This window comes from Corynebacterium lehmanniae, from assembly GCF_043161975.1.
GTDB lineage: Bacteria > Actinomycetota > Actinomycetes > Mycobacteriales > Mycobacteriaceae > Corynebacterium > Corynebacterium lehmanniae.
In genome coordinates this window covers 964,392-984,100 of the sequence record NZ_CP170998.1, presented here as the reverse complement: position 1 = coordinate 984,100, position 19,709 = coordinate 964,392, and the positions used below count along the sequence as shown (strand labels likewise).

General features: G+C 66.5%; 22 protein-coding genes. 10 read left to right on the top strand and 12 right to left on the bottom strand.

The window, feature by feature from the left end:
- The first annotated feature begins 8 nt into the window (after positions 1–8).
- The gene (gene leuD, locus ACF3NP_RS04695) at positions 9–599 is read left to right on the top strand and encodes a 3-isopropylmalate dehydratase small subunit (protein WP_181888318.1); all 591 of its coding nucleotides are present in this window, start codon (positions 9–11) and stop codon (positions 597–599) included.
- 3 nt (positions 600–602) lie between these two features.
- On the opposite strand, the gene ACF3NP_RS04690 is transcribed toward leuD, so the two are convergent.
- The 3 genes from ACF3NP_RS04690 to ACF3NP_RS04680 are packed head-to-tail and all read right to left on the bottom strand — an operon-like array spanning position 603 to position 2,573.
- Positions 603–1,064 carry a hypothetical protein gene (locus ACF3NP_RS04690; RefSeq protein ID WP_181888319.1) on the bottom strand — a complete coding sequence of 154 codons (462 nt, stop codon included), beginning with the start codon at positions 1,062–1,064 and terminating at the stop codon, positions 603–605.
- 5 nt (positions 1,065–1,069) lie between these two features.
- Positions 1,070–1,534, bottom strand: a complete 465-nt coding sequence (locus ACF3NP_RS04685) for a YbjN domain-containing protein (protein WP_181888320.1) — start codon at positions 1,532–1,534, stop codon at positions 1,070–1,072.
- A 28-nt stretch (positions 1,535–1,562) separates the two neighbouring features.
- Positions 1,563–2,573, bottom strand: coding sequence for an NUDIX hydrolase (locus ACF3NP_RS04680; protein ID WP_181888321.1), 1,011 nt, complete (start codon positions 2,571–2,573; stop codon positions 1,563–1,565).
- 102 nt (positions 2,574–2,675) lie between these two features.
- On the opposite strand from ACF3NP_RS04680, the gene ACF3NP_RS04675 reads away from it, so the two are divergent.
- Positions 2,676–3,674 carry an NAD(P)H-dependent glycerol-3-phosphate dehydrogenase gene (locus ACF3NP_RS04675; protein WP_181888322.1) on the top strand — a complete coding sequence of 333 codons (999 nt, stop codon included), beginning with the start codon at positions 2,676–2,678 and terminating at the stop codon, positions 3,672–3,674.
- A gap of 51 nt (positions 3,675–3,725) precedes the next feature.
- On the top strand, positions 3,726–4,736 hold the full coding sequence (locus ACF3NP_RS04670) for a D-alanine--D-alanine ligase family protein (RefSeq protein WP_202032137.1): 1,011 nt from the start codon (positions 3,726–3,728) through the stop codon (positions 4,734–4,736).
- Between the two features lie 11 nt (positions 4,737–4,747).
- Here the strand turns inward: ACF3NP_RS04670 and ACF3NP_RS04665 are convergent, their stop codons facing one another.
- Positions 4,748–5,683, bottom strand: a complete 936-nt coding sequence (locus ACF3NP_RS04665) for a DUF3515 domain-containing protein (protein ID WP_181888324.1) — start codon at positions 5,681–5,683, stop codon at positions 4,748–4,750.
- Between ACF3NP_RS04665 and ACF3NP_RS04660 the strand changes: the two genes are divergently transcribed.
- From ACF3NP_RS04660 to ACF3NP_RS04630, 7 genes are read left to right on the top strand one after another with little or no spacing between them, the layout of a single operon-like run.
- Positions 5,682–6,680 (top strand): thiamine-phosphate kinase, encoded by a 999-nt coding sequence (locus ACF3NP_RS04660; protein ID WP_181888325.1) that lies wholly within the window; start codon positions 5,682–5,684, stop codon positions 6,678–6,680. The genes ACF3NP_RS04665 and ACF3NP_RS04660 overlap by 2 nt on opposite strands.
- The gene (locus ACF3NP_RS04655) at positions 6,680–7,321 is read left to right on the top strand and encodes a uracil-DNA glycosylase (RefSeq protein ID WP_236883399.1); all 642 of its coding nucleotides are present in this window, start codon (positions 6,680–6,682) and stop codon (positions 7,319–7,321) included. The genes ACF3NP_RS04660 and ACF3NP_RS04655 overlap by 1 nt, the downstream gene beginning before the upstream one ends.
- A gap of 24 nt (positions 7,322–7,345) precedes the next feature.
- On the top strand, positions 7,346–8,878 hold the full coding sequence (locus ACF3NP_RS04650) for a DAK2 domain-containing protein (protein ID WP_181888327.1): 1,533 nt from the start codon (positions 7,346–7,348) through the stop codon (positions 8,876–8,878).
- Positions 8,879–10,981, top strand: coding sequence for an ATP-dependent DNA helicase RecG (locus ACF3NP_RS04645; protein WP_181888328.1), 2,103 nt, complete (start codon positions 8,879–8,881; stop codon positions 10,979–10,981).
- Positions 10,982–10,999: 18 nt separating this feature from the next.
- A complete protein-coding gene (rsmD, locus tag ACF3NP_RS04640) occupies positions 11,000–11,584 on the top strand; it encodes a 16S rRNA (guanine(966)-N(2))-methyltransferase RsmD (RefSeq protein WP_181888329.1) in 585 nt (194 codons plus the stop codon).
- On the top strand, positions 11,585–12,061 hold the full coding sequence (gene coaD / locus ACF3NP_RS04635; RefSeq protein WP_181888330.1) for a pantetheine-phosphate adenylyltransferase: 477 nt from the start codon (positions 11,585–11,587) through the stop codon (positions 12,059–12,061). It begins immediately after the preceding gene.
- Positions 12,061–12,798 (top strand): TSUP family transporter, encoded by a 738-nt coding sequence (locus ACF3NP_RS04630; RefSeq protein ID WP_181888331.1) that lies wholly within the window; start codon positions 12,061–12,063, stop codon positions 12,796–12,798. Before coaD ends, ACF3NP_RS04630 begins: the two co-directional genes overlap by 1 nt.
- A gap of 90 nt (positions 12,799–12,888) precedes the next feature.
- Here the strand turns inward: ACF3NP_RS04630 and ACF3NP_RS04625 are convergent, their stop codons facing one another.
- The 8 genes from ACF3NP_RS04625 to ACF3NP_RS04590 form a co-directional block, all read right to left on the bottom strand.
- The gene (locus ACF3NP_RS04625) at positions 12,889–13,662 is read right to left on the bottom strand and encodes an amino acid ABC transporter ATP-binding protein (protein WP_272899111.1); all 774 of its coding nucleotides are present in this window, start codon (positions 13,660–13,662) and stop codon (positions 12,889–12,891) included.
- Entirely contained in the window at positions 13,662–14,627 is a 966-nt protein-coding gene (locus ACF3NP_RS04620; RefSeq protein WP_181888332.1) for an amino acid ABC transporter permease, read from the bottom strand. Before ACF3NP_RS04620 ends, ACF3NP_RS04625 begins: the two co-directional genes overlap by 1 nt.
- Positions 14,628–14,629: 2 nt before the next feature.
- Positions 14,630–15,529 carry an ABC transporter substrate-binding protein gene (locus tag ACF3NP_RS04615; RefSeq protein WP_181888333.1) on the bottom strand — a complete coding sequence of 300 codons (900 nt, stop codon included), beginning with the start codon at positions 15,527–15,529 and terminating at the stop codon, positions 14,630–14,632.
- Positions 15,530–15,644: 115 nt separating this feature from the next.
- Positions 15,645–16,280: a hypothetical protein gene (locus tag ACF3NP_RS04610; RefSeq protein ID WP_181888334.1), complete on the bottom strand. Its 636-nt coding sequence runs from the start codon at positions 16,278–16,280 to the stop codon at positions 15,645–15,647.
- A 22-nt stretch (positions 16,281–16,302) separates the two neighbouring features.
- Entirely contained in the window at positions 16,303–17,472 is a 1,170-nt protein-coding gene (locus tag ACF3NP_RS04605; protein WP_202032078.1) for an MFS transporter, read from the bottom strand.
- 35 nt (positions 17,473–17,507) lie between these two features.
- Positions 17,508–17,963, bottom strand: a complete 456-nt coding sequence (locus tag ACF3NP_RS04600; protein WP_181888335.1) for a MarR family winged helix-turn-helix transcriptional regulator — start codon at positions 17,961–17,963, stop codon at positions 17,508–17,510.
- 84 nt (positions 17,964–18,047) lie between these two features.
- Positions 18,048–18,320 carry a hypothetical protein gene (locus tag ACF3NP_RS04595; RefSeq protein WP_181888336.1) on the bottom strand — a complete coding sequence of 91 codons (273 nt, stop codon included), beginning with the start codon at positions 18,318–18,320 and terminating at the stop codon, positions 18,048–18,050.
- A 621-nt stretch (positions 18,321–18,941) separates the two neighbouring features.
- The gene (locus ACF3NP_RS04590; RefSeq protein WP_392399007.1) at positions 18,942–19,709 is read right to left on the bottom strand and encodes an ATP-binding protein; all 768 of its coding nucleotides are present in this window, start codon (positions 19,707–19,709) and stop codon (positions 18,942–18,944) included.

The following is a 19,709-nucleotide window of genomic DNA, read 5'->3' as shown; positions in this document are numbered from 1 at the left end:
GCACCCCGATGGAGAAATTCACCACCCACACCGGTGTCGCCGTGCCGCTGACGCGCTCGAACGTGGACACCGACCAGATCATTCCGGCGCGCTACCTCAAGCGCGTCTCCCGCACCGGCTTCGAGGACGGCCTGTTTTCCAACTGGCGCGAAAGCGAACCCGGGTTCGTGCTCAACCAGGACGCTTACGCCAACGGCTCCGTGTTGTTCGCAGGGCCCGATTTCGGCACCGGCTCCTCGCGCGAGCACGCCGTGTGGGCGCTGATGGACTACGGCTTCCGCGTCGTGTTCAGCCCGCGCTTCGCCGACATCTTCCGCGGCAACTCCGGCAAGGCCGGGCTGTTGGCCGCGAACCTGCCGGAAAGCGACATCGAGCTGATCTGGAAGCACTTGGAACAGCACCCGGGTGAGACCGCCACCGTGTCGCTGGAAGACCGCACGGTCACCGTCGGCGACAACACGTTCGTCTTCGAGGTGGACGACTACACCCGTTGGCGCCTCATGGAAGGCCTCGATGACATCGGGCTGACGCTTCGCGACGAAGACGCGATCGAGGCCTTCGAAGCGAAACGGCCGGCGTTCAAGCCGGCCGTGCGGTAAGCGCTAGTCCTGCGCCGCTTCCTCGTCGAGGCGCTGGGTGACCTCCGGCGCGAACTCGGTGAGGAAGTCGCGCGAGGCGGCCACCACGCCCTGGATGCCGGTGAGGATGTGGGACTCGAACTGGTTGTCCGTGTACTCCCAGTGGCCGGGCAGGCTGTAGGCCACGCCTAGGGCAGTCACCCCGCGCTCCTCGTCTTTGAGCGCGGTGACGGTGGGGTAGGCCTTGGTGTAGTTGTACTGCTCGGCCCAGTTGCGGATGTCCTCGTAGCGATCCGCGCCGATGGAATCCACCGCGACCGAAGAAATCACGTTGATGTTCGGGGCGATGTGCGCGATTTCCAGGCCGATGCGCGCGAAGCCGGTGCGGATGGCAAACTCGCTCGCCTCGTCGTACTGCCAGCCCTGCTTGGCAAAGACGTCCTTGACGCGCTGGATGGACAGGGGCTTCAGGGTGTCGTTGCTCATGGGTGTTACGCCTCCTTAGCGCCGTCGTTGAAGGATTCTTCGCGGCCCGGGAAGGTCGCGCGCAGCTCGCCGGCCACGTGGTGGATGGCGGAGAAGAAGTACTCGCACATCTCGCGCAGCTGGGAGTCGGCGAAGCCGTCGCCGGAGAAGAACGGCGCCTCCATGATCGCGATGGCGGTGCCGTCCTCGCGCTGCACCGGGTGCACGCGCACCAGCGGCAGGGTGCGGTTCATCACGTTCGCGAACTCGCGAAGCTTCTCGACGTCCTCCGGTTGATCCACAACCGCCATCCACCTAGACGTTGCCTTGAATCCCTCGCGTTCGACCTCGAAGAAGACCACCAGGCCGGGAAACGCGGTGCGGACCTCGCCGCCGTCTTCGCGGAAGTACTTCAGGTCCATGCCTTCCAGCGTGGAGGCGATGCGTTCCTGCGTCACCGGCGGGAATGCGGTGGGGGTGGGGGAAGTCATAAGTAGAATCCGTTCCTTTCTTTTTCAGCTACAGCACCGGCAGTGCGGACGGGACGTAGTCGGCTCCGGTGAGCTGGCCGCCGTGGAAGCTCAACACCCACACGGAGCCCTTCTTCGCGTGGATCTCCGTGTCGATGGGCAGAGTGCCCTGCGCAGACAGCCAGGCGATCATGCCGGGGATGACATCGCCCTGGGCGCAGACCACGGAGGTGCCGCCCTGCTCGATCACCTCGGTGAAGGCACGCTGCGCGCCGACCATGTCGGACAGCCACGCCCCGTCGCCGAAGCGCTCGTCTACGGCCACGTCGATGCCTAGCTCGTCCGCAAGCGGGGCGACGGTGGTCTGGCAGCGCTCCGGTGCGGCGGAGTAGATCCGCTCAGGAGAAAACGCGCTGAGCAGCGGGACCAGCATCTCGGACTGGCGGCGGCCCTTCTTGTCCAGCGGGCGCAAGTTGTCGTCGCCGGACCACTTCTCGCGCTCGTGCGCGTGGGCGTGGCGCACGTACAAAACGCGCGCGTCCGCCGGGGTGCCGAAGCGCTTCTGTGCCTTGCGCAGCACCTGGCGGTCCAGGTCGTAGGTCATCAGCGCGCAGGCGTCGTCGATAGACAGCCAGCGGATCTCGTCCACCTCGTCGTTGGGCTCGAACTCGCCTTCGGTGACCTCACCGGTCCAGTAGTAGACCACCTTGGTGGTCTTCTTCACCGGGTAGACGGTCTTGCCCAAAAGCTTGCCCAGGCGCACGTCGAAGCCGGTTTCTTCCTTGATCTCGCGCACCGCGGTCTGCACCAGGGACTCGTCCGGGTCCAGCTTGCCCTTGGCCAAAGACCAGTCGTCGTAGTGCGGGCGGTGGATGCACGCCACCTCCAGCGAGTCGGGGTTGTTCAGGTCGCCGCGCCACAGCACCGCTCCGGCGGCAAGCGTGGTGCGCTTGAACTCGCTTTGCGGGTGGTTGGGGATTTGCTGCAGGCGCCCGGTGAGGAACATTTCACCGCGCGTGTCCTTGTCCTGCTCGTGCAGTTGGCGGTCGTCATTTGGCATACGTTCCATTGTGTCGCAGACTCGGCGGGCGCGCTAGGTCCGGTCAGGGTCCGGGAGGGGTGGTACGTTGAAGCGGTTGAAAAACGCTGGGAGGACGCACTGATGGTCAACGTGGCAGTACTGGGCGCCGGTTCCTGGGGGACCACCCTCGCCAAGGTGTTCGCGGACGGGGGCAACCCCGTGAGCCTGTGGGCGCGGCGCGAAGAGCTCGCCCGCACAATCCAAAACACGCGGGAAAACCCCGAGTACCTGCCCGGAATCGAGCTGCCGGCGGCCATCCAGGCCACCTCGAACGCCGCCGAAGCCCTAGAGAACGCGGCGATCGCCGTCTTCGGCGTGCCCAGCCAGACCATGCGCGACAACCTCACCCGCTGGGCGCCGGACTTGCCCGGCGACGCCACCTTGGTCTCCATCTCCAAAGGCGTGGAATCCGGCACGCACATGCGCATGAGCGAGATCATCGCGGAAGTCACCGGGGCGGAAAGCGAACGCATCGCGGTGCTGTCCGGGCCGAACCTCTCGCGCGAGGTCGCCGAGGAACAGCCGGCCGCCACCGTGATCGCCTGCGCCGACGAAAACCGCGCCAAGCTCGTCCAAGCCGCGTGCGCCACCACCTACCTGCGGCCGTACACCAACACCGACGTGGTGGGCTGCGAGATCGGCGGCGCGACCAAAAACGTCATCGCACTCGCCTGCGGCATGGCGGCCGGGCAAGGCCTGGGGGACAACACCTTGGCCACCCTGATCACCCGCGGCCTGGCGGAAATCACCCGATTGGGCGCGGCGCTTGGCGCGGACGCGCGCACCTTCGCCGGCCTTGCGGGCATGGGCGATTTGGTGGCCACCTGCGCCTCGCCGCTGTCGCGCAACCGCACCTTCGGCGCCGCGCTCGGGGAAGGTGCGAGCATGGACGAGGCCCGCGCCGCCACCAAGGGCCAGGTCGCGGAGGGGGTGGTGTCCTCGCGCAGCATCTTCCAGCTCGCGGAGAAGCACTCCGTGGAGATGCCGATCACCCAGGGCGTGTACTCGGTATGCCACGAAGGCATGAAAGTCGCCGACGTCATCGCCGCGCTGATGGGTCGCAGCAAGAAAGCGGAGTAGCGCCCGGTAGGCTAGCTCCCCGTGATCCGCATAGCTGTTTTGTACGGTGGCATGTCCACCGAGCACTCGATTTCCTGCATCTCCGCCGACTCGGTCATGTCCCACATGCCCGCAGACTACGAGGTGTTTCCCATCGGCATCACGCAGGAAGGCGTGTGGGTTGAGGGTGTGACGAATCCGGCGGAGGGGGCGGAGCTTCCCGTCGTCAAGCATGGGCGCGAAGTTGCGCTCTCCTTGAACCCGCAGCGCAAGGGATTGCTTTACGATGTCACCTCCGGCGAGCCCATCACCACCGTCGATGCCGTCTTCCCGGTGCTCCACGGCAAGTATGGCGAGGACGGCACAGTCCAAGGCCTGCTCGAGCTGGCCGGGGTGCCGTACGTCGGCCCGGGCGTGCTGGCGTCCGCGTGCGGGATGGACAAGGAGTACACCAAAAAGTTGGTGGTGGCTGCCGGGATCCCGGTCACGCGCGAGGTGATCTTGGACGGCGCGCGCGAGCTCACCGAGGCAGAGCGTTCGCACCTGGGGTTGCCGGTGTTTGTGAAGCCGGCCAACGGCGGGTCCTCCATCGGCGTGTCCAAGGTGACCAGCTGGGAGGCGCTGCCGGCGGCGGTGTCGCTGGCGCTGGAGTCCGACGGCAAGGTCATCGTCGAGGCTGAGCTGGTCGGCGACGAGGTGGAAGTCGGGGTGCTGGAGCGCCCCGACGGCACCGTCGCCGCGTCCGTGCCTGCCAAGCTCAACGGCACCGAGGACTCCGCGGAGGGCTTCTACGGCTTTGAGACCAAGTACCTCGAAGAAGGTGTGACTGCCACCATCCCGGCGCCGTACTCGGACGAGCTGATCGCCCAGCTGCAGGACATGGCGGTGACCTGCTTTCGGGCGTTGGACTGCAAGTCGCTGGCGCGCGTGGACTTCTTCGTCACCGACAACGGGCCGGTGCTCAACGAGATCAACACCATGCCCGGCTTCACCGCCATCTCCATGTACCCGCAGGTGTGGGCCGCCACGGGCGTGGACTACCCGGAGCTGCTGAGCACGCTGATCCGCACCGCGCTGCGGTAGGGGGTGCGGGCCTAGGCCTGCCCGGTGTGCTCGGCGACGAGGTTGGTCAGGTTCGTGATCGCCTCGTTGCTCTCCGCCTGCGGCAGCGACGCGGCCACCTGGACGTCGCGGCCCATCGCGTACCAGGTGGAAGCGGTGGTGCCGTTGGCCAGCTTCACGTCCTCGAACCACGGCACGCCGTTGACCTGGTCCAGGCGCGCGCCCGGGCCGTAGTTCTCCGGGGCGGCGACGCCGCAGCGCAGCACGATCGCGTCTTGGCCTTCGGCGGACCAGGCCACGGTCTGCTCGCTCACGGCGTCGACGCGGGTGTAGCCGTCGGCGATGGAGTCGGGGGCCGCGGCGAGCAGGCTGTTGCAGGAAGCAGCGCCAGCGCCGCCACCAGCGGCGAGGTCCGCGAGCGGCGCGGGGTGCTGCTCAGGGGCTGGGCCGGTCAACGCGGAGGTGTCGATGCCGGCGACGGGGGCGGTGCCGTCGCGAAGCTGCTGCGTGTCGGCGGTGACGGCGAGGACGGGGGAGCGGTCCACCGTGAACCAGGTGGCAAGGGTGGATCCCGGGGTGGCGTCGTTGACGCGCAGCCAGCGCGCGCCGTCGACGTCCTCGGGCTGCGAATACGGGGTGTACTGCGCGGGCGCGTCCACGCCGCAGCGCAGGGTGATGCGCTCGGTGGAGGAGGCCTGCCACGCGGCGGCGCCTTCGGGGGCGGGCTCGGCCAGTTCGGCGCGTTTGAGGTCGGCGAGGGTGGACGGGAGGGCGTCGATAAGCGATGTGCACTCTGAGGAAGACGCCTCGGGCGCGGGAAGCTGCGTCATCGCCACCGGCTGCAACGCCACGCGGTTGAAGAACACGCGCGCGCCGACGAGCACGCCGAGCACCAGCGCCACCGCCAGCCCAAGACTGACGTAGATGGTGGTGCGGTTAAATTGAGCATCATGCGCCGTGGAACCCATGGCGGCTGAGTCTAGTGAAAGGGTGCGCGCAGACGTGATCGAGACAGACTTTCCCACCGATGGGCCGACACTGGGCGAGCTCGGCGAGCGCGAAGTCATCGCGCTGATCCGCGCCCAGGCGCCGTCCGCGCTCAACGGCGACGACGCCGCGGTGCTCACCCAAGCGGCGCCGAACTCCCGCGTGGTGGCCAGCACCGACATGCTCGTGCAGGGCCGCCACTTTACCGCCAAGACCACCACGCCCTACCTGCTGGGGCGCAAAGCGGCGCTGCAGAACTTCGCGGACATCGAGGCAATGGGCGCGCGTCCGATCGCGGCGTTGATGGCGGTCTCCGCGCACCCGGATACCCCGGCGAAAGTGCTGGAGGAGCTCGCGCGCGGGGTGGGCGACATGGCGTCGGACTACGCCTGCGAGCTCGTCGGCGGCGATGTCACGGGCGGCGACTACCTGGTCGTGTCCGTCACCGCCATGGGAGCGCTCGGCGGCAACCGCCCGCCGCTGACGCTGGACGGAGCTCGCCCGGGTCACCGCGTGATCGCGCACGGGCGCATCGGGTACTCCGCGGCGGGTCTGGCGCTGCTGCAGGCGGGCGTGGACGTCCCGGCGCAGCTCGAGCCACTGGTCGCCGCGCACCAGGTGCCGGAGCTGACCCCGGGCCGCGGCGTGGTGGCGCGCGCTGCGGGGGCGTGCTCGATGACGGATAACTCGGATGGGCTGATCCGGGACATCACCCAGCTTGCGGAGGCATCCGGAGTGGGTATCGACTTTGCGTCCAACGCTCTCGCCCCCGACCGGCTGCTGGTGGAGGCGGGCGAGCTGCTCGGCGTGGACCCGTGGGAGTGGGTGCTCGGCGGCGGCGAGGACCACACGCTCATCGGCACCATCGAAGGCTCCGCGCCGGTGGGCTTCCGCTCCATCGGTGCGGTATCCAGGAAACAAGGCGTGCGTATCGACGGCTCCGCGCCCGCCACCGACACAGGATGGGAGAGCTTCTGATGTTGCCCGTGCACGAATCCTGGCAAGCGCCGCTGGCGCCTGTGGAAGACCAGATCCACGCCATGGGCGACTTCCTGCGCGCAGAAGGCGAGTACCTGCCGCGCGGCAACGACATCCTGCGCGCGTTCGCGGACCCGTTTGAGGACGTGCGCGTGCTCATCCTGGGCCAGGATCCGTACCCGACGCCGGGGCACCCGATGGGTCTGGCGTTTTCCACCCAGCCCGGTGTCGCGGCGCCGCGTTCGCTGGTGAACATCTACAAGGAGCTTGAGGCCGATCTTGGCGTCCCGCCGCGCAAGGACGGGGACTTGAGCTCCTGGTCGAAGCAGGGGATTTTGCTGCTGAACAGGGTGCTCACCGTGCGCCCGGGCGCCCCGGCGTCGCACCGCGGCAAGGGCTGGGAGGCCGTGACGCAGGCGGCGGTTGAGGCGCTGGTGGCCCGCGGCACGCCGCTGGTGGCCATCCTGTGGGGCCGCGACGCGCAGACGGCCGCGAAGTGTCTGGGCGGCACCCCGCGCATCGAGTCGCCGCACCCCTCGCCGCTGTCCGCCTCCCGCGGTTTCTTCGGCTCCCGGCCGTTCTCGCGGGCGAATCAGGAGCTGGAGAAAATGGGTGCCCAGCCGGTCAACTGGGCACTCTAAGCAGAACCTGTAAACTCTCTCAGCATGTCTGCATCTCCGCTTTCTAACGGCGCACGCCTGCTCGCATGGTCCCGCCGCGCCTTAAGCGAGCTGGAGCGCAAGCGCGCGGAGATCAACGAGCTCAACGTGTTCCCGGTTCCGGACGGGGACACCGGCTCCAACATGGCGCACACGATGGCTGCTGCGGTCGAGGCCGCCTCGGAGCTGGAAGACGGCGCGGGCTTGACCGAGGTCGCCGAGGCGCTGGCCGTCGGCGCGGTGCGCGGTGCGCGCGGGAACTCCGGGGTCGTGCTCTCCCAGATCCTGCGTGGCCTCGCCCAGGCTGCCAGCTACGGGGCGACGGAAGGCGAGATGCTTGCCGTCGCGCTCACCAACGCCGTCGGGTTCGTGGACCGCGCTATCGCGGAGCCGGTCGAGGGCACCATCATCACGGTGCTGAGCGCCGCGGCCGACGCCGCACGACCCAACGCGCACCTCCCGCTTGCCGACGTCGCTGCCGCCGCCACCGCCGCCGCCGAAGACGCCCTGCAGCTCACGCAGAACCAGCTGCCGGCGCTGCGCGAGGCCGGAGTCGTCGACGCCGGTGGGGCGGGCCTGGTGGCGGTGCTGAACACGCTGACGGTTGAGGGGGAAGGTGAGCGGGAACCGGAGGACGTCGATAGGCAAAAGCCCGAAACCCACGGCACCCAGGGCGAGCTGGAAGTGATGTTCAGCTTCCGCGGGGACTTGGAGGCGCTGAAAGGCGAGCTGGCGGGGCTGGGCGACAGCCTGATTGTCGCGCCGCTGAACGACGGCGAGGCCACGGTGCACATCCACTCCCGCGACGCCGGCACGGTTATCGAGGCTGCATTTGCGTTAGGCGAGGTAGCTGACCTGCGCCTGGAGGTGCTCACGAGCGCCGTGGCGGCCGGCGCGCCGGAACGCCTGATCATCGCGGTGACCCCGCCGGGGTCTGTGACCAGCCTGTACGCCGCATCCGGCGCGGTGACGGTGGTGCCGGGGCCGAACGTGGCGGCGGACATGCTCGACGCAATCACCCGCTCCGGCAGCAACGAGGTGATCGTGCTGCCGAACGGGCAGCTGAGCAACAGCGAGCTCGCGGAAGTGGAGAACGCGGCGCGCGCGGTGGAGCAGTCCATCACCATCCTGCCCACGGTGCGGCTGGTCTCCGGTATCGCGGCGCTGTCCGTGCACGACCCGGCGCAGCCGTTGGCCACCGCCGCCTTCGCCATGTCCGAGGCGGCCGGCGAGATGCGCACGGCGCTCGCGTTCCGCGCCGAGAAGGGTGCGCTGACCTTGGGCGGGGCTGTTGCGAGGGGCGACGTGGTGGTCACCTCACGCGGCGAGCACATGCTCATTGCCGACGAGCCGATGGAGGCCGTGGAGCGCGCCTGCCGCCGCCTGCTCGAGCACGGCGGGGAACAGGTGAGCATCCTGTTCGACCCGAACGAGTTGCGCGCGGACGCGTTGGAGGAGCTCGCGGGCAAACTTGGTGTCGACGTGATGGTCTATCCTGCGGACGGACTGCAAGCCTGCGCGGAGATTGGGGTGGAGTAGATGCTGGGTTTCGAGGACACGCGCCCGCTCAACCTGGTCATTCCGCTGAAACAGGCCAAGGCGATAGGCAAGCACCTCGACATCCACACCTGCGGCGAGCTGCTGCGCTACTACCCGCGGCGCTACCTGCACTACGGCACCGGCGCCGACCTCGCCGGGGTGAAACCGGGCGACACGCTCAACGTCATCGGCACGGTCGTGGGCACCGAGCAGTTCACGTCCAAGAAACAGCCGAAGCGGCCCATTTACAAGGTGCACGTGGACGACGGGCGCCAGGTGTTTTTGGCCGCCTTCTTCGGCTCCCACTACGCCCAGCGCGTGCTCAAAGAAGGCCGGCGGGTGATGCTGACCGGCAAGTACGACGTGTTCCGCAACCAGCCGCAGCTGTCGCACCCGGACTTCGTGCTTCTGGACGGCCCCACGCAGGCCACCGGCGCGCTGAAACAGCTCGGCCACTTCGGCGACATCGAGCAAATCATGAGCGGGCGTGAGTGGCTGCCCATCTACCCGGCGGTGAAAAACGTCAGCACCTGGACCATCATGGGCGCGGTGCATGCGGTGCTCAAAGAACTTCCGCCTATCGACGAGCCTCTCGGCTTCACCCCAATAGGATTCTTGCCCCTGAACTCGGCTGTCCACCAGATCCACGAGCCGGGCCCGCCGGGACCCGCCCGTGCGCTGGAGCGGCTGAAGTACGACGAGGCGCTGTCCGTTGCCCTGGCCATGGGCGTGCGGCGCGCCGACGCGGAGGCCCGCAGCGCCGAAGCGCTGCCGCGGGTCGTGGGCCGCGATGAGGACCTGCTGGTGCAGCGCTTGCCGTTCCCGCTGACCTCCGGCCAGGACGAGGTGGTCGCGGAGATCACCCGCGATATGGCGCGCACCGTGCCCATGAGCCGGCTGCTGCAGGGAGAGGTCGGTTCCGGCAAGACCATTGTGGCGCTGATTGCCATGCTCCAGGCCGTGGACAACGGCGCGCAGTGCGCCTTCCTCGCGCCCACCGAAGTGCTGGTGCTGCAGCACGCCCGCTCCATGACGAAGGTGCTGATGAATGCGGGTCTGCCCACCCGCGTGGTGGCGCTGACCGGGTCCATGACGGCGGCGCAGAAGCAGGACGCGCTGCTGAAGATCGTCACCGGCGAGGCCGACATCGTGGTGGGCACCCACGCGCTGATCCAGGATGGGGTGGAGTTTTTCCGCCTCGGGCTTGTGGTGGTGGACGAGCAGCACCGCTTCGGGGTGGAGCAGCGCGACGCGTTGCGCGCCAAGGCGGGGGATGAAACCCCGCACCTGCTGGTGATGACGGCGACGCCGATCCCGCGCACCATCGCCATGACCGTCTTCGGCGACTTGACCGTGTCCACCCTGCGCGAGCTGCCCGGCGGGCGAAAACCCATCCAGTCCGCGGTGGTGCCACAGTTCAAGCCGCGCTGGGTGGCGCGCGCCTGGGAGAAGATCCGCGAGGAGGTCGCCGCCGGCCACCAGGCGTACGTGGTCTGCCCGCGCATCGACGGCGAAGGCGGCGTGCTCGAGGTCTTCGCCGAACTCGCGTCCACGGAGTTCGAGGGCTTGAACGTCGCGTTTTTGCACGGCCGGATGAAGGGCGAGGAGAAAGACACCGTCATGGCGGACTTCGCCGCCGGCGGGGTGGACGTGCTGGTGGCCACCACGGTAATCGAGGTCGGCGTGGACGTGCCCAACGCGACGGTGATGATGGTGCGCGAGTCCGAGCACTTCGGCGTCTCCCAGCTGCACCAGCTGCGCGGCCGCGTTGGCCGCGGCGGCAACCAGTCGCTGTGCCTGTTCCACACGCTGGCGAAGGAGGGGACCCCGTCGTTTGAGCGCGTGAGCCAGGTCGCGTCCACCACGGACGGCTTCGCGCTGGCGGAGCTGGACCTGCTCAACCGCCGCGAGGGCGACGTACTGGGCACCCAGCAGTCCGGCATGCACCGCACGCTGAAGCTGCTCAACCTGGTGGAGGACTTCGAGCTGGTGCGCCGCGCATACGACGACGCCGCGCGCCTGGTGGCGGACAACCTCGAGTTCGCCCGTGCCGCCACCGCGGATTTCATTCCGGAGGACTTCGAATACTTGGACAAGAGCTAGGGCGTTAGAGTTGTGGCCATGAACCGCATCATTTCCGGCGAGGCCCGCGGCCGCAAGATCAAGGTGCCGCCAGAGGGCACACGTCCCACCTCGGACCGGGCTCGCGAGGGCCTGTTTTCCTCCCTGCAGGTCCGCTTCGGGTTCGTGGACATGAACGTTCTCGACCTGTTCGCCGGCTCCGGCGCGCTGGGGTTGGAGGCTGCCTCGCGCGGCGCCGCCGAGGTGGTGCTGGTGGAAAACAACCCGGAGGCCGTGCGCGTCATCGAGTACAACGCCGGTGTGGTCGGCCACCCCAACGTGACCATCGAGCCGGTGAAAGCGTCGACCTACCTCGCCCGCGCGCCGCGCAACCACTTCGACATCGTGCTCGCGGACCCGCCGTACGAGCTCGCGGATGAAGCCGTCGCGGAGATGGTGGAGGCGCTGAAGCCAACGCTTCACGACGGCGCCGTGGTCGTCGTCGAGCGCCACCGCGAAAGCCCCGAAACGGCCTGGCCACAGGAGTTCACCCCGACCGGCCAGAAGCTGAAGAAGCGCCTGTACGGCATCGCGCGCATGGACATGGCCGTGTACACGGACCCGGAAGCAGAGGTGGAGGAATAAATGACTACCGCAGTGTGCCCAGGCTCGTTCGATCCGATCACGAACGGCCATCTGGACATTGTCACCCGCGCTTCGCGGCACTTCGACGAGGTGGTGGTCCTGGTCACCGGCAACCCGACAAAGACCTCGGGGCTGTTTTCCATCGACGAGCGCGTCGAGCTGATCCGCGAGGTGATCGCGCACCTGCCCAACGTCCGCGTGGACAGCTGGGGCGGGCTGCTTGTGGACTACACCTCCGCCCACCACATCACCGCCCTGGTTAAGGGCTTGCGTTCTTCGTTGGACTACGAGTACGAGCTGCCCATGGCGCAGATGAATCGCCGCCTGACCGGGGTGGACACTTACTTCCTGCTCACGGACGAAAAATACGGCTACATTTCGTCCTCGCTGACCAAGGAAGTAGCCAAGTACGGCGGCGACGTCACCGGCTTGGTGCCGGATTCTGTGCGCGAGGCGATGGCGGAGAAGTACCGCTAGTGCTTGTCGCTTTGGGCGTCGGCGTTGCCGTCGCGGTGGGCGCGTGCCTGCAGCGCATCTCCGGCATGGGCGTGGGGCTGATCGCCGCCCCTGTACTGTCGCTGTTGCTCGGGCCTGTCGACGGCATCCTGCTGGTCAACCTCCTCGCCGTCATCAACGCGGCGACCAACACCTGGGGCATGCGCGCAGACGTGGACTGGAAAAAGTTCGCCCCGATCGCGCTCGCGCTCGTCTTCGGCGTGGTCCCGGGGACTTGGGTGGTGGCGAACGCGCCGACCAACGTGCTGCTCGTGCTGGTCGGGGCGCTGCTGCTGCTCGCGCTCTCGGTGGTCACGCTGGGCAAGCGCTACGTGCCCCGGGTCGAAGGGGTGGTGCCAGCGGCCGCGTCCGGTGTGATCGGCGGGTTCATGAACACCCTGGCCGGGGTGGCAGGGCCTGCGATCACGGTGTACGCGGAAGCTGCCCGTTGGCCGCAGCGGGTCTACGCCGCCACGCTGCAGCCGATCTTTTTGGTTGCCGGCACGCTGTCCTTCACGGTGAAGGTGGTCGCCGGTGCCGCCGACGTGACGGGCATCGAGCCTGCGCTGTGGGTCGCCACGCTGGCCGCTTTGGCGGTAGGCATTGGCGCGGGCAAGCGGCTGGCGCCCCGGGTGCCGTCTACAACCGCGCACAAAATAGCGCTGGGTTTAGCTTTCGCCGGCGGGGTGACGGCCCTCGTGCGCGGGCTTTTGACCTAAGTTTTTGTACGAATCGACAGCTGATTTGCGTTTGCCCAGGTCAGTTTCCGACCAAATGGGCAAAATGTCGATTCGTACAAAAATGCGCGCCTAGAACAGGGTGGACACGAACGCCTTGGTGCGCTCGTGCTGCGGGTTGTCCAGCACCTGCTCCGGGGTGCCGTACTCGATGATCTGGCCGCCGTCCATGAACGCGACCTTGTCGGCCACCTCGCGGGCGAACGCCAGCTCGTGGGTCACCACCAGCATGGTCATGCCCTGCTCCGCCAGCTCGCGCATCACGCGCAGCACTTCGCCGACGAGTTCGGGGTCGAGGGCGGACGTGGGTTCGTCGAAAAGCATGAGCTTCGGATCCATGGCCACCGCGCGCGCGATGGCCACGCGCTGCTGCTGGCCGCCGGAGAGCTGGATGGGGTAGGCGTCGGCCTTGGTGCCCAGGCCGACCATCTCCAGCAGCTCCATCGCGCGGGCCTTTGCCTGGTCCGCCGGCTGGCCCTTGACGTGCACGGGGGCCTCGATGATGTTGTCCAGGACCGTGCGGTGACCGAAGAGGTTGAAGTTCTGGAACACCATGCCGATGTCGCGGCGCTGCTTGGCGGCGTCCTTCTCGCTCATCTCGTGCAGCACGCCGTCGCGATCGTGATAGCCGATCAGCTCGCCGTCGACGTAGAGGCGGCCGGCGTTTACCTTCTCCAGGTGGTTCACGCAGCGCAGCAGGGTGGACTTGCCGGAGCCGGACGGGCCGATCAGGCAGGCAACCTCACCGGGGTAGACCTCCAGGTCGATGCCCTTGAGCACGTCGAGGTTGCCGAAGGACTTCCACACGTCCACGGCCTGAATCATTGGCTTCTGTTTGACGGTCATTAGCGCTGCCCCTTCTTTTGCGGTTCTTCCACGATTTCAACGTTGTTGGGGATGGTGCCCTCGGCGTCGGCCAGGCTGGCCAGCTGGCGGGCGGTGAGCTGGCGGGTGGCACCCCGGTCGAAGTAGCGCTCCAGGTAGTGCTGCGCCACCATGAGCAGCGAGGTGATCACCAGGTACCAGGTGGCGGCGACCAAGAGCATCGGCACCGGCTCGAACAGGGCGGCGGCGATGTCCATGGAACGGCCGTAGAGCTCCAGCGAGTAGGGGATGGCCACCACGAGCGAGGAGGTCTTCAACAGTGAGATGAACTCGTTGCCGGTGGGCGGGATGATGATGCGCATGGCCTGCGGCAGCACCGTGCGTCGCATGGTCTGGCCCCAGCTCATGCCCAGCGCCTTGGAGGCCTCCACCTGGCCCTCCGGGACAGCGGAGATTCCGGAGCGGACGATCTCGGCCATGTACGCGGCCTCGTTCAGACCCAGGCCGACAACGGCGAGCGCGAAGGCCGACGAGGTGAACGGGTCCAGCGGGATCTCGGTGAAACCGAGGTTGATCGTGTCGTAGATCGCGCCGATCAGACCCCAGAACATCAGCTGGACGTAGACCGGGGTGCCGCGGAAGATCCAGAGGAAGATCCAGCCGACGGTCTTGAACACCGGGTTCGGGCTCATGCGCATCACGGCGAGCAGCACGCCGCCGACCACGCCGAGGAGCATGGCCAGCACCGTAATCGCGATGGTGTGCAGTGCCGCGGTGGCGATGCGGGTGTCCAGCAGGTAGGCGAAGTACGTGTCCCAGCCGTAGGCGTCGTTACGCGCGGCGCCGATGACGAACCAGAGCACCAGGACCACGAGTAGGGCGGCCAGCGCCCAGCGGCCCGGGTGGCGCAGCGGCTTGGCCTGGATGCGCTCGGGGCGGGTGCGCTCTTTCTGGCTCGCCGCGTACTTGGAATAGGGGGTGCTCATGCTCACTGTCCTCCCAGAGGTTGTTCGTTAATCAGGGCCTGGTCCAAAAGGCCGGTGTCGATGTTCCACTGCTTCAGAATCCGCTCGTAGTCGCCGGTGTCGATGAGGTGCTGCATCGCCGCCGCCATCGCGTCGGCCAGCGGCGAGCCCTTCGGCACCGCGAAGCCGTAGGGGGCTGCGTCGAACATCTCGCCGACCATCTCCAGCACGCCGTCGGAGCGCTCCACGGCCCAGGCAGTGACAGGGGAGTCCGCGCTGTACGCGTCGGCGCGACCCACCAGCGCCGCGAGGGCGGCGTTGTCTGCGGTGTCGAAGGCCAGCACCGTGATCGGGTCCTTGCCGGCGGCCACGCAGGCCTCGGACTTCGGGCGCACGTCGTCGGTGTCTGAAACAGTGGTGCGCTGCACCGAGACCGTCAGCCCGCAGGCGTTGCCCGGGTCCACGTCGTCGCCTGGTTGGGCGGCCCACTGCACGCCCGCGTAGAGGAAATTGACAAAGTCGAAAGACTGGCGGCGTTCCTCGTTGTCCGTGAAGCCCGACGCGCCAACGTCGAGGCTGCCCGAGGACACGGCGGGCAGGATCATGGCGAAGTCCATGTCGTCGGCCTGGAAATCCATGCCCATGACCGCTGCTGCGGCGCGGGCGAGGTCGAGTTCCACGCCGATGAGCTCGCCTTGCGAGTCTTTGAACTCGAAGGGGGCGAACGGCGGGTTCGTGCCCACGTTGAGCACGCCGTCAGCGGCGACCTCCGGCGGCACCATTGCCGCGATTTCGGGCACAGCGTCCGGGACAATCGGTTCCCAGCCGTCGGGGGTGCCGCCCTCCTCATTGGTCACGCAACCCGCGAGCAGCATCGTCGCGCTCAGACACGCGGCGACGCGCAGGGAGGTGGTGTGTTGCATACCGGCTCCAATACATGATGAATAATTACAATCCATCGTATATTACACCGGGCCGCAAATGCGTATCGACGGCCCCAGGTCACCCCTGTGGCCGTCGATAAGCAAATGCTTTTGGCTACTGCTGCGCCATGCGAATACCGCGCATAACCAGCTCAATCAGCGAGCCGATCACCAGCATCCCCAAGAACACGGGGATCAGCACCGAGGTGGCCTGGCTGGAACCTGCCGATGACTGCGCGAAATCGCCGGTGAAGAAACCGGAGGACATCATCGCGGAGCCTTGGGCCTCCTGCTTCCACAGCTCGACCGGGTTAGCGGTGTCCGGGACGGAGGAGTTGCGGGCCCACGCCTGGACGAATTCTTTGCCTTCGCCCTCTTCCATGCCGTCGGTCCACTCCAAGAACATGTCGGAAGAGGAGACCTCTTTGAGCGGGTTCTTCTCCGGGTCGATGTAGAGCGGATCGTTCTCCGGGTCCTGGTCCAGCCACTCCAGGTCCGGCGACGGGTCGCCCGGCTTCCGCGGGCCCTTCTTCTTATTGTCGGTCTTGCTGGAGGAGCCTTCCTCGCTGCTGGATGAGGTGCCCTCAGCCGAAAGTTTTTCAAACGCGTCCGCGGTGTTGCGGAGAACCTCGGCATCTTCTGCGGTGATGCCGGTGCCTTCCGGCTTGGTCTGCGAGGTGGCGGAAGGTGCGTTCAGGCCTGCAAGGACGAGTGCTCCGGCGGTGACGCCGGCGATGAGAGACTTGCGCATGGGGCGTATCTTAACCAATCCGTTAGAGAATGCGATGCAGAGTCTTTCGACCTGCGAAGAGGATCACCAGCGAGACCACGAGTGAAGCGGCGCCGAACCAGTACGGCACGCCAGCGCCCAGCGACGCGGCCAGCGGGCCGGATACAGCTGGCGCCACAGCGCCGCCGAGGAAGCGCATCCCCGAATAGCTCGACGACGCCACGTTGCGCGGCATCTCCGTCGCCTCCATGACGGCTTCAGTGAGCACGGTGTTGAAAACGCCACTGAAGAAACCCGCGAGAATGACCAGGACCACTACGACGCCCAACCGGTGAGCGCCAAAGCCGAGGCCGGCGAGAACTGCACTGAAACCGAGGAGCACGGTCACCACCACCGGAATCAGGCCGAAGGCGCGGGTCAGGCGAGGCGCGATGAACACCGAAGAGACAGCCAGCGCCAGGCCCCAGCCGAAGAAGACGTAGCCCAGCTCAGTCGCGCCGAAGTTGCGCCCGCTCAGCGCTGCAGCTTCCTCAATGGGGTAGGGCGAGTAGGCGAGCAGGGTGAAAAAACCGAAGTTGTAGAAAAACGCCACCAAACCGAGAGTGAGTAGGGCTGGGTCCTTGGCTGCTGCGAGCCCCGCCGTCAGCGCGACGGGCTCTGGTTTGCGCTGTGCCTTGGCCAGCAGCGTCGCAATCGCGATAAAGCCGGCCGCCATGAGCACTGCAGTGCCGTAGAAGGGTGCGCGCCAGCTGATCTCACCCAGCACGCCGCCGGCGAGGGGGCCGATGGCCATACCGACGCCGATCGCGGCCTCATACAGGATCACCGCCTGGCCCGCGTGCCCGGCCGCCGCGCCGACGATGGCCGCCAGCGCCGTAGAGATAAACAGTGCATTTCCTAGACCCCAGCCGGCGCGGAAGCCGATGATTGCGTCGACGGAGCCTGCGGCGCCAGAGAGCGCCGCGAACACGACGATCAGCGCTAGGCCAATCAGGAGCGTGGTCTTGACACCGATACGCGATGAGATGAACGCGCTGAAGAACATCGCCAGCGCCGTGATCAGGAGGTAGCTGGTAAACAGCAGCATCGTTTGCGTTGGCGAGGCATCCAGTTCGCGGCTGATGGCGGGAAGGATCGGGTCCACCAGCCCGATGCCCATGAACGAGACGGCGCAAGCGAAGGCTAGGGCCCATACCGCTACGGGCTGTTTCAAAATGGAATGGTTTTCCGGTGTGTGCGGCGAGTCTGTCACTCGCGACCTCCTTTACGTTGTTTCAACTCTGCGGTCAGCTCCGGCAGAAGCTCCGCCGCGCGCTTGAGCGTCGCGACGTCCTCCGGCTTCAACGGCTCGAACACAGGGGCCACCGCCTCGGCTGCTGCTGCCCTGTAGCTGCGTAGCACCTCGCGGCCGGCATCGGTGATGGTCAGCGCTGTTGCGCGGGCATCGTCGTCGGCGGTGTGTCTGGCGGCGTAACCGTCGTTCACAAGCCGCTTCATGGCCTGGCTCATGGAGGGCTGGCGGATGCCTTCCCGTGCTGCAAGCTCTCCAATCCGGAGCCCCGGCTCGCGCTCGAGTGCTGCAAGCGCGCGCATGGAGACGTTTGAAAGCTCCATGCCGGATGCCTGGTACGCGGCGCGTGTGAAATGGCTTCCGGCCGCGATGAGTTCTACAGCGAGCGCGGGGAGGTCCTCGTTGGAGTGCATAGGAGAACTATATAGGTTGCCTATGTATAGCAAAACCCCGCAGGTCAACAAGGCGTGCGGGGTGTGCTCGTGGCGGGGGAGGGGCTAGTCCTCGGCCTCTGCGTCGAGGCGGGCCTGGTCGCGCTGGCGGCGCTTCTTGCTGAATTCATGGCTGGTCACTCCGGCCACCACAGCGCCCACGACGGCACCGACGATTGCGCCGGTAGCGCCCGCGCTGTCAAAGCTGCCCGAGGGGTCGAAGCCGCCAGTGGCGATGAGTCCCACCAGCCAGACTGCACACAATGCGAAGTAGGTGATGAGTACGCCACGGGGAGTATCACGCAGGCGGATGACTGGTGTGGCGACGTAGTTGCGCATCTACTGCGAGCTCGCCGCACTGCTAATGAGCGGGATTAAAAGCACGATGGCCGACCACAGTGCCTGACGGCTAGGCAGCACCCACGCGAGGATCGCGCCGACAAGATGAGGCACCGGTTTTATTACCAAGTCGATTTCATGATCTGGCGCAGGACAGTCGTGTGGGGCTGCCACCGCAGCATTCGTGGAATAAGAGGTTGCCCTGGTGGTGATGAGAAAACGAGGCAACGCGCGCGACGGTGCCTCGTGAAAATCTAGTGGGACTCAGAGGGGCTTCGAAATTGAAAACTCGCTGTCACCGCGGGAACCAGTCGCGCCACCAAAATGCCCCGCCAACAGCATTTATGTCGGTCACGGGGTGTTACAGGGGGTTTCGGAAAACTCCTTGACCACCACTGATGTGGCCCGGTTCCATCCTTAGTTCCACGGGCTTGCGTATTCAGTTCCAAATTCATCCTAGCCAGCGCCCGAAAGTAGCCTATACGCAGCGGGAACCGAAGCGGCTCCCGCTTTGAAAAACCGCCCTGTTTAGACCACGTGTTTAGTAACGGTGTGGTGAGTATCGGGTAACGCCCGGGTGAGTATCGAGTAACACCCGGGCGTTTTGGGGTTTCGGCGGGGTTATGGGGCCAGTCGCATGTTGGTGCCTTCGAGTGTGATGATTTCGGCGCCGGCGACGAGTCGGTTGAGGATGGATTCGGCGATGACGGCATCGGGGATGGATTTGTACCACTCGTCGGGTGTGAACTGGGATGTCACGATGGTGGATCCGCGGGGTTCGCGCTCTGCGAGGATGTTGAGCAGTTGGTGTGCGGTGACGGCATCGATTGGGGTGGTCAGGAAGTCGTCGAGGACTAACACGTCTGTGTGGTGGAGGTCTTCGAGGAATGTGATGCGGGCTGGGTCGTCGTGTTTGAGCACGGCGAGGTGGTTGGCAAGTGTGTCGGTGCGGAAAAAGCGCGCGGAGTAGTCGTTTCGGCACGCCGCGGTAAGCAGTGCTTGGGCGAGGTAGGTTTTGCCGACGGAGGATTTGCCCAGGATGACAATGTTTTGTGCGCTTTGGCACCATTGGCAGTGAGCGAGTCGGGTGATTTGCTCTTTGTTGATGGTGCGGCCGGGCGTGTAGGTGATGTCTTCGATACAAGCATCGGGATTTGGCGATCGGGATGCTTTGAGCAGTTTGTTGACTCGCCTCTCACGCTTGGCCGCTACCTCTTTGTCGAGTGCGTAGAGCACCTTGTCGGAAAAGCTCCAATCGTCGAAGGCGGGATCGGCGGCGATGTCGATGACGCTTTGTCCGAAGGCGGTCATGCGCAGGTCGGTAAAGATCGGCAGGACTGATTCGTCGAGGAAGCGGGCAGATGCTGATGCTGGTTGTGGGTGGGGCAT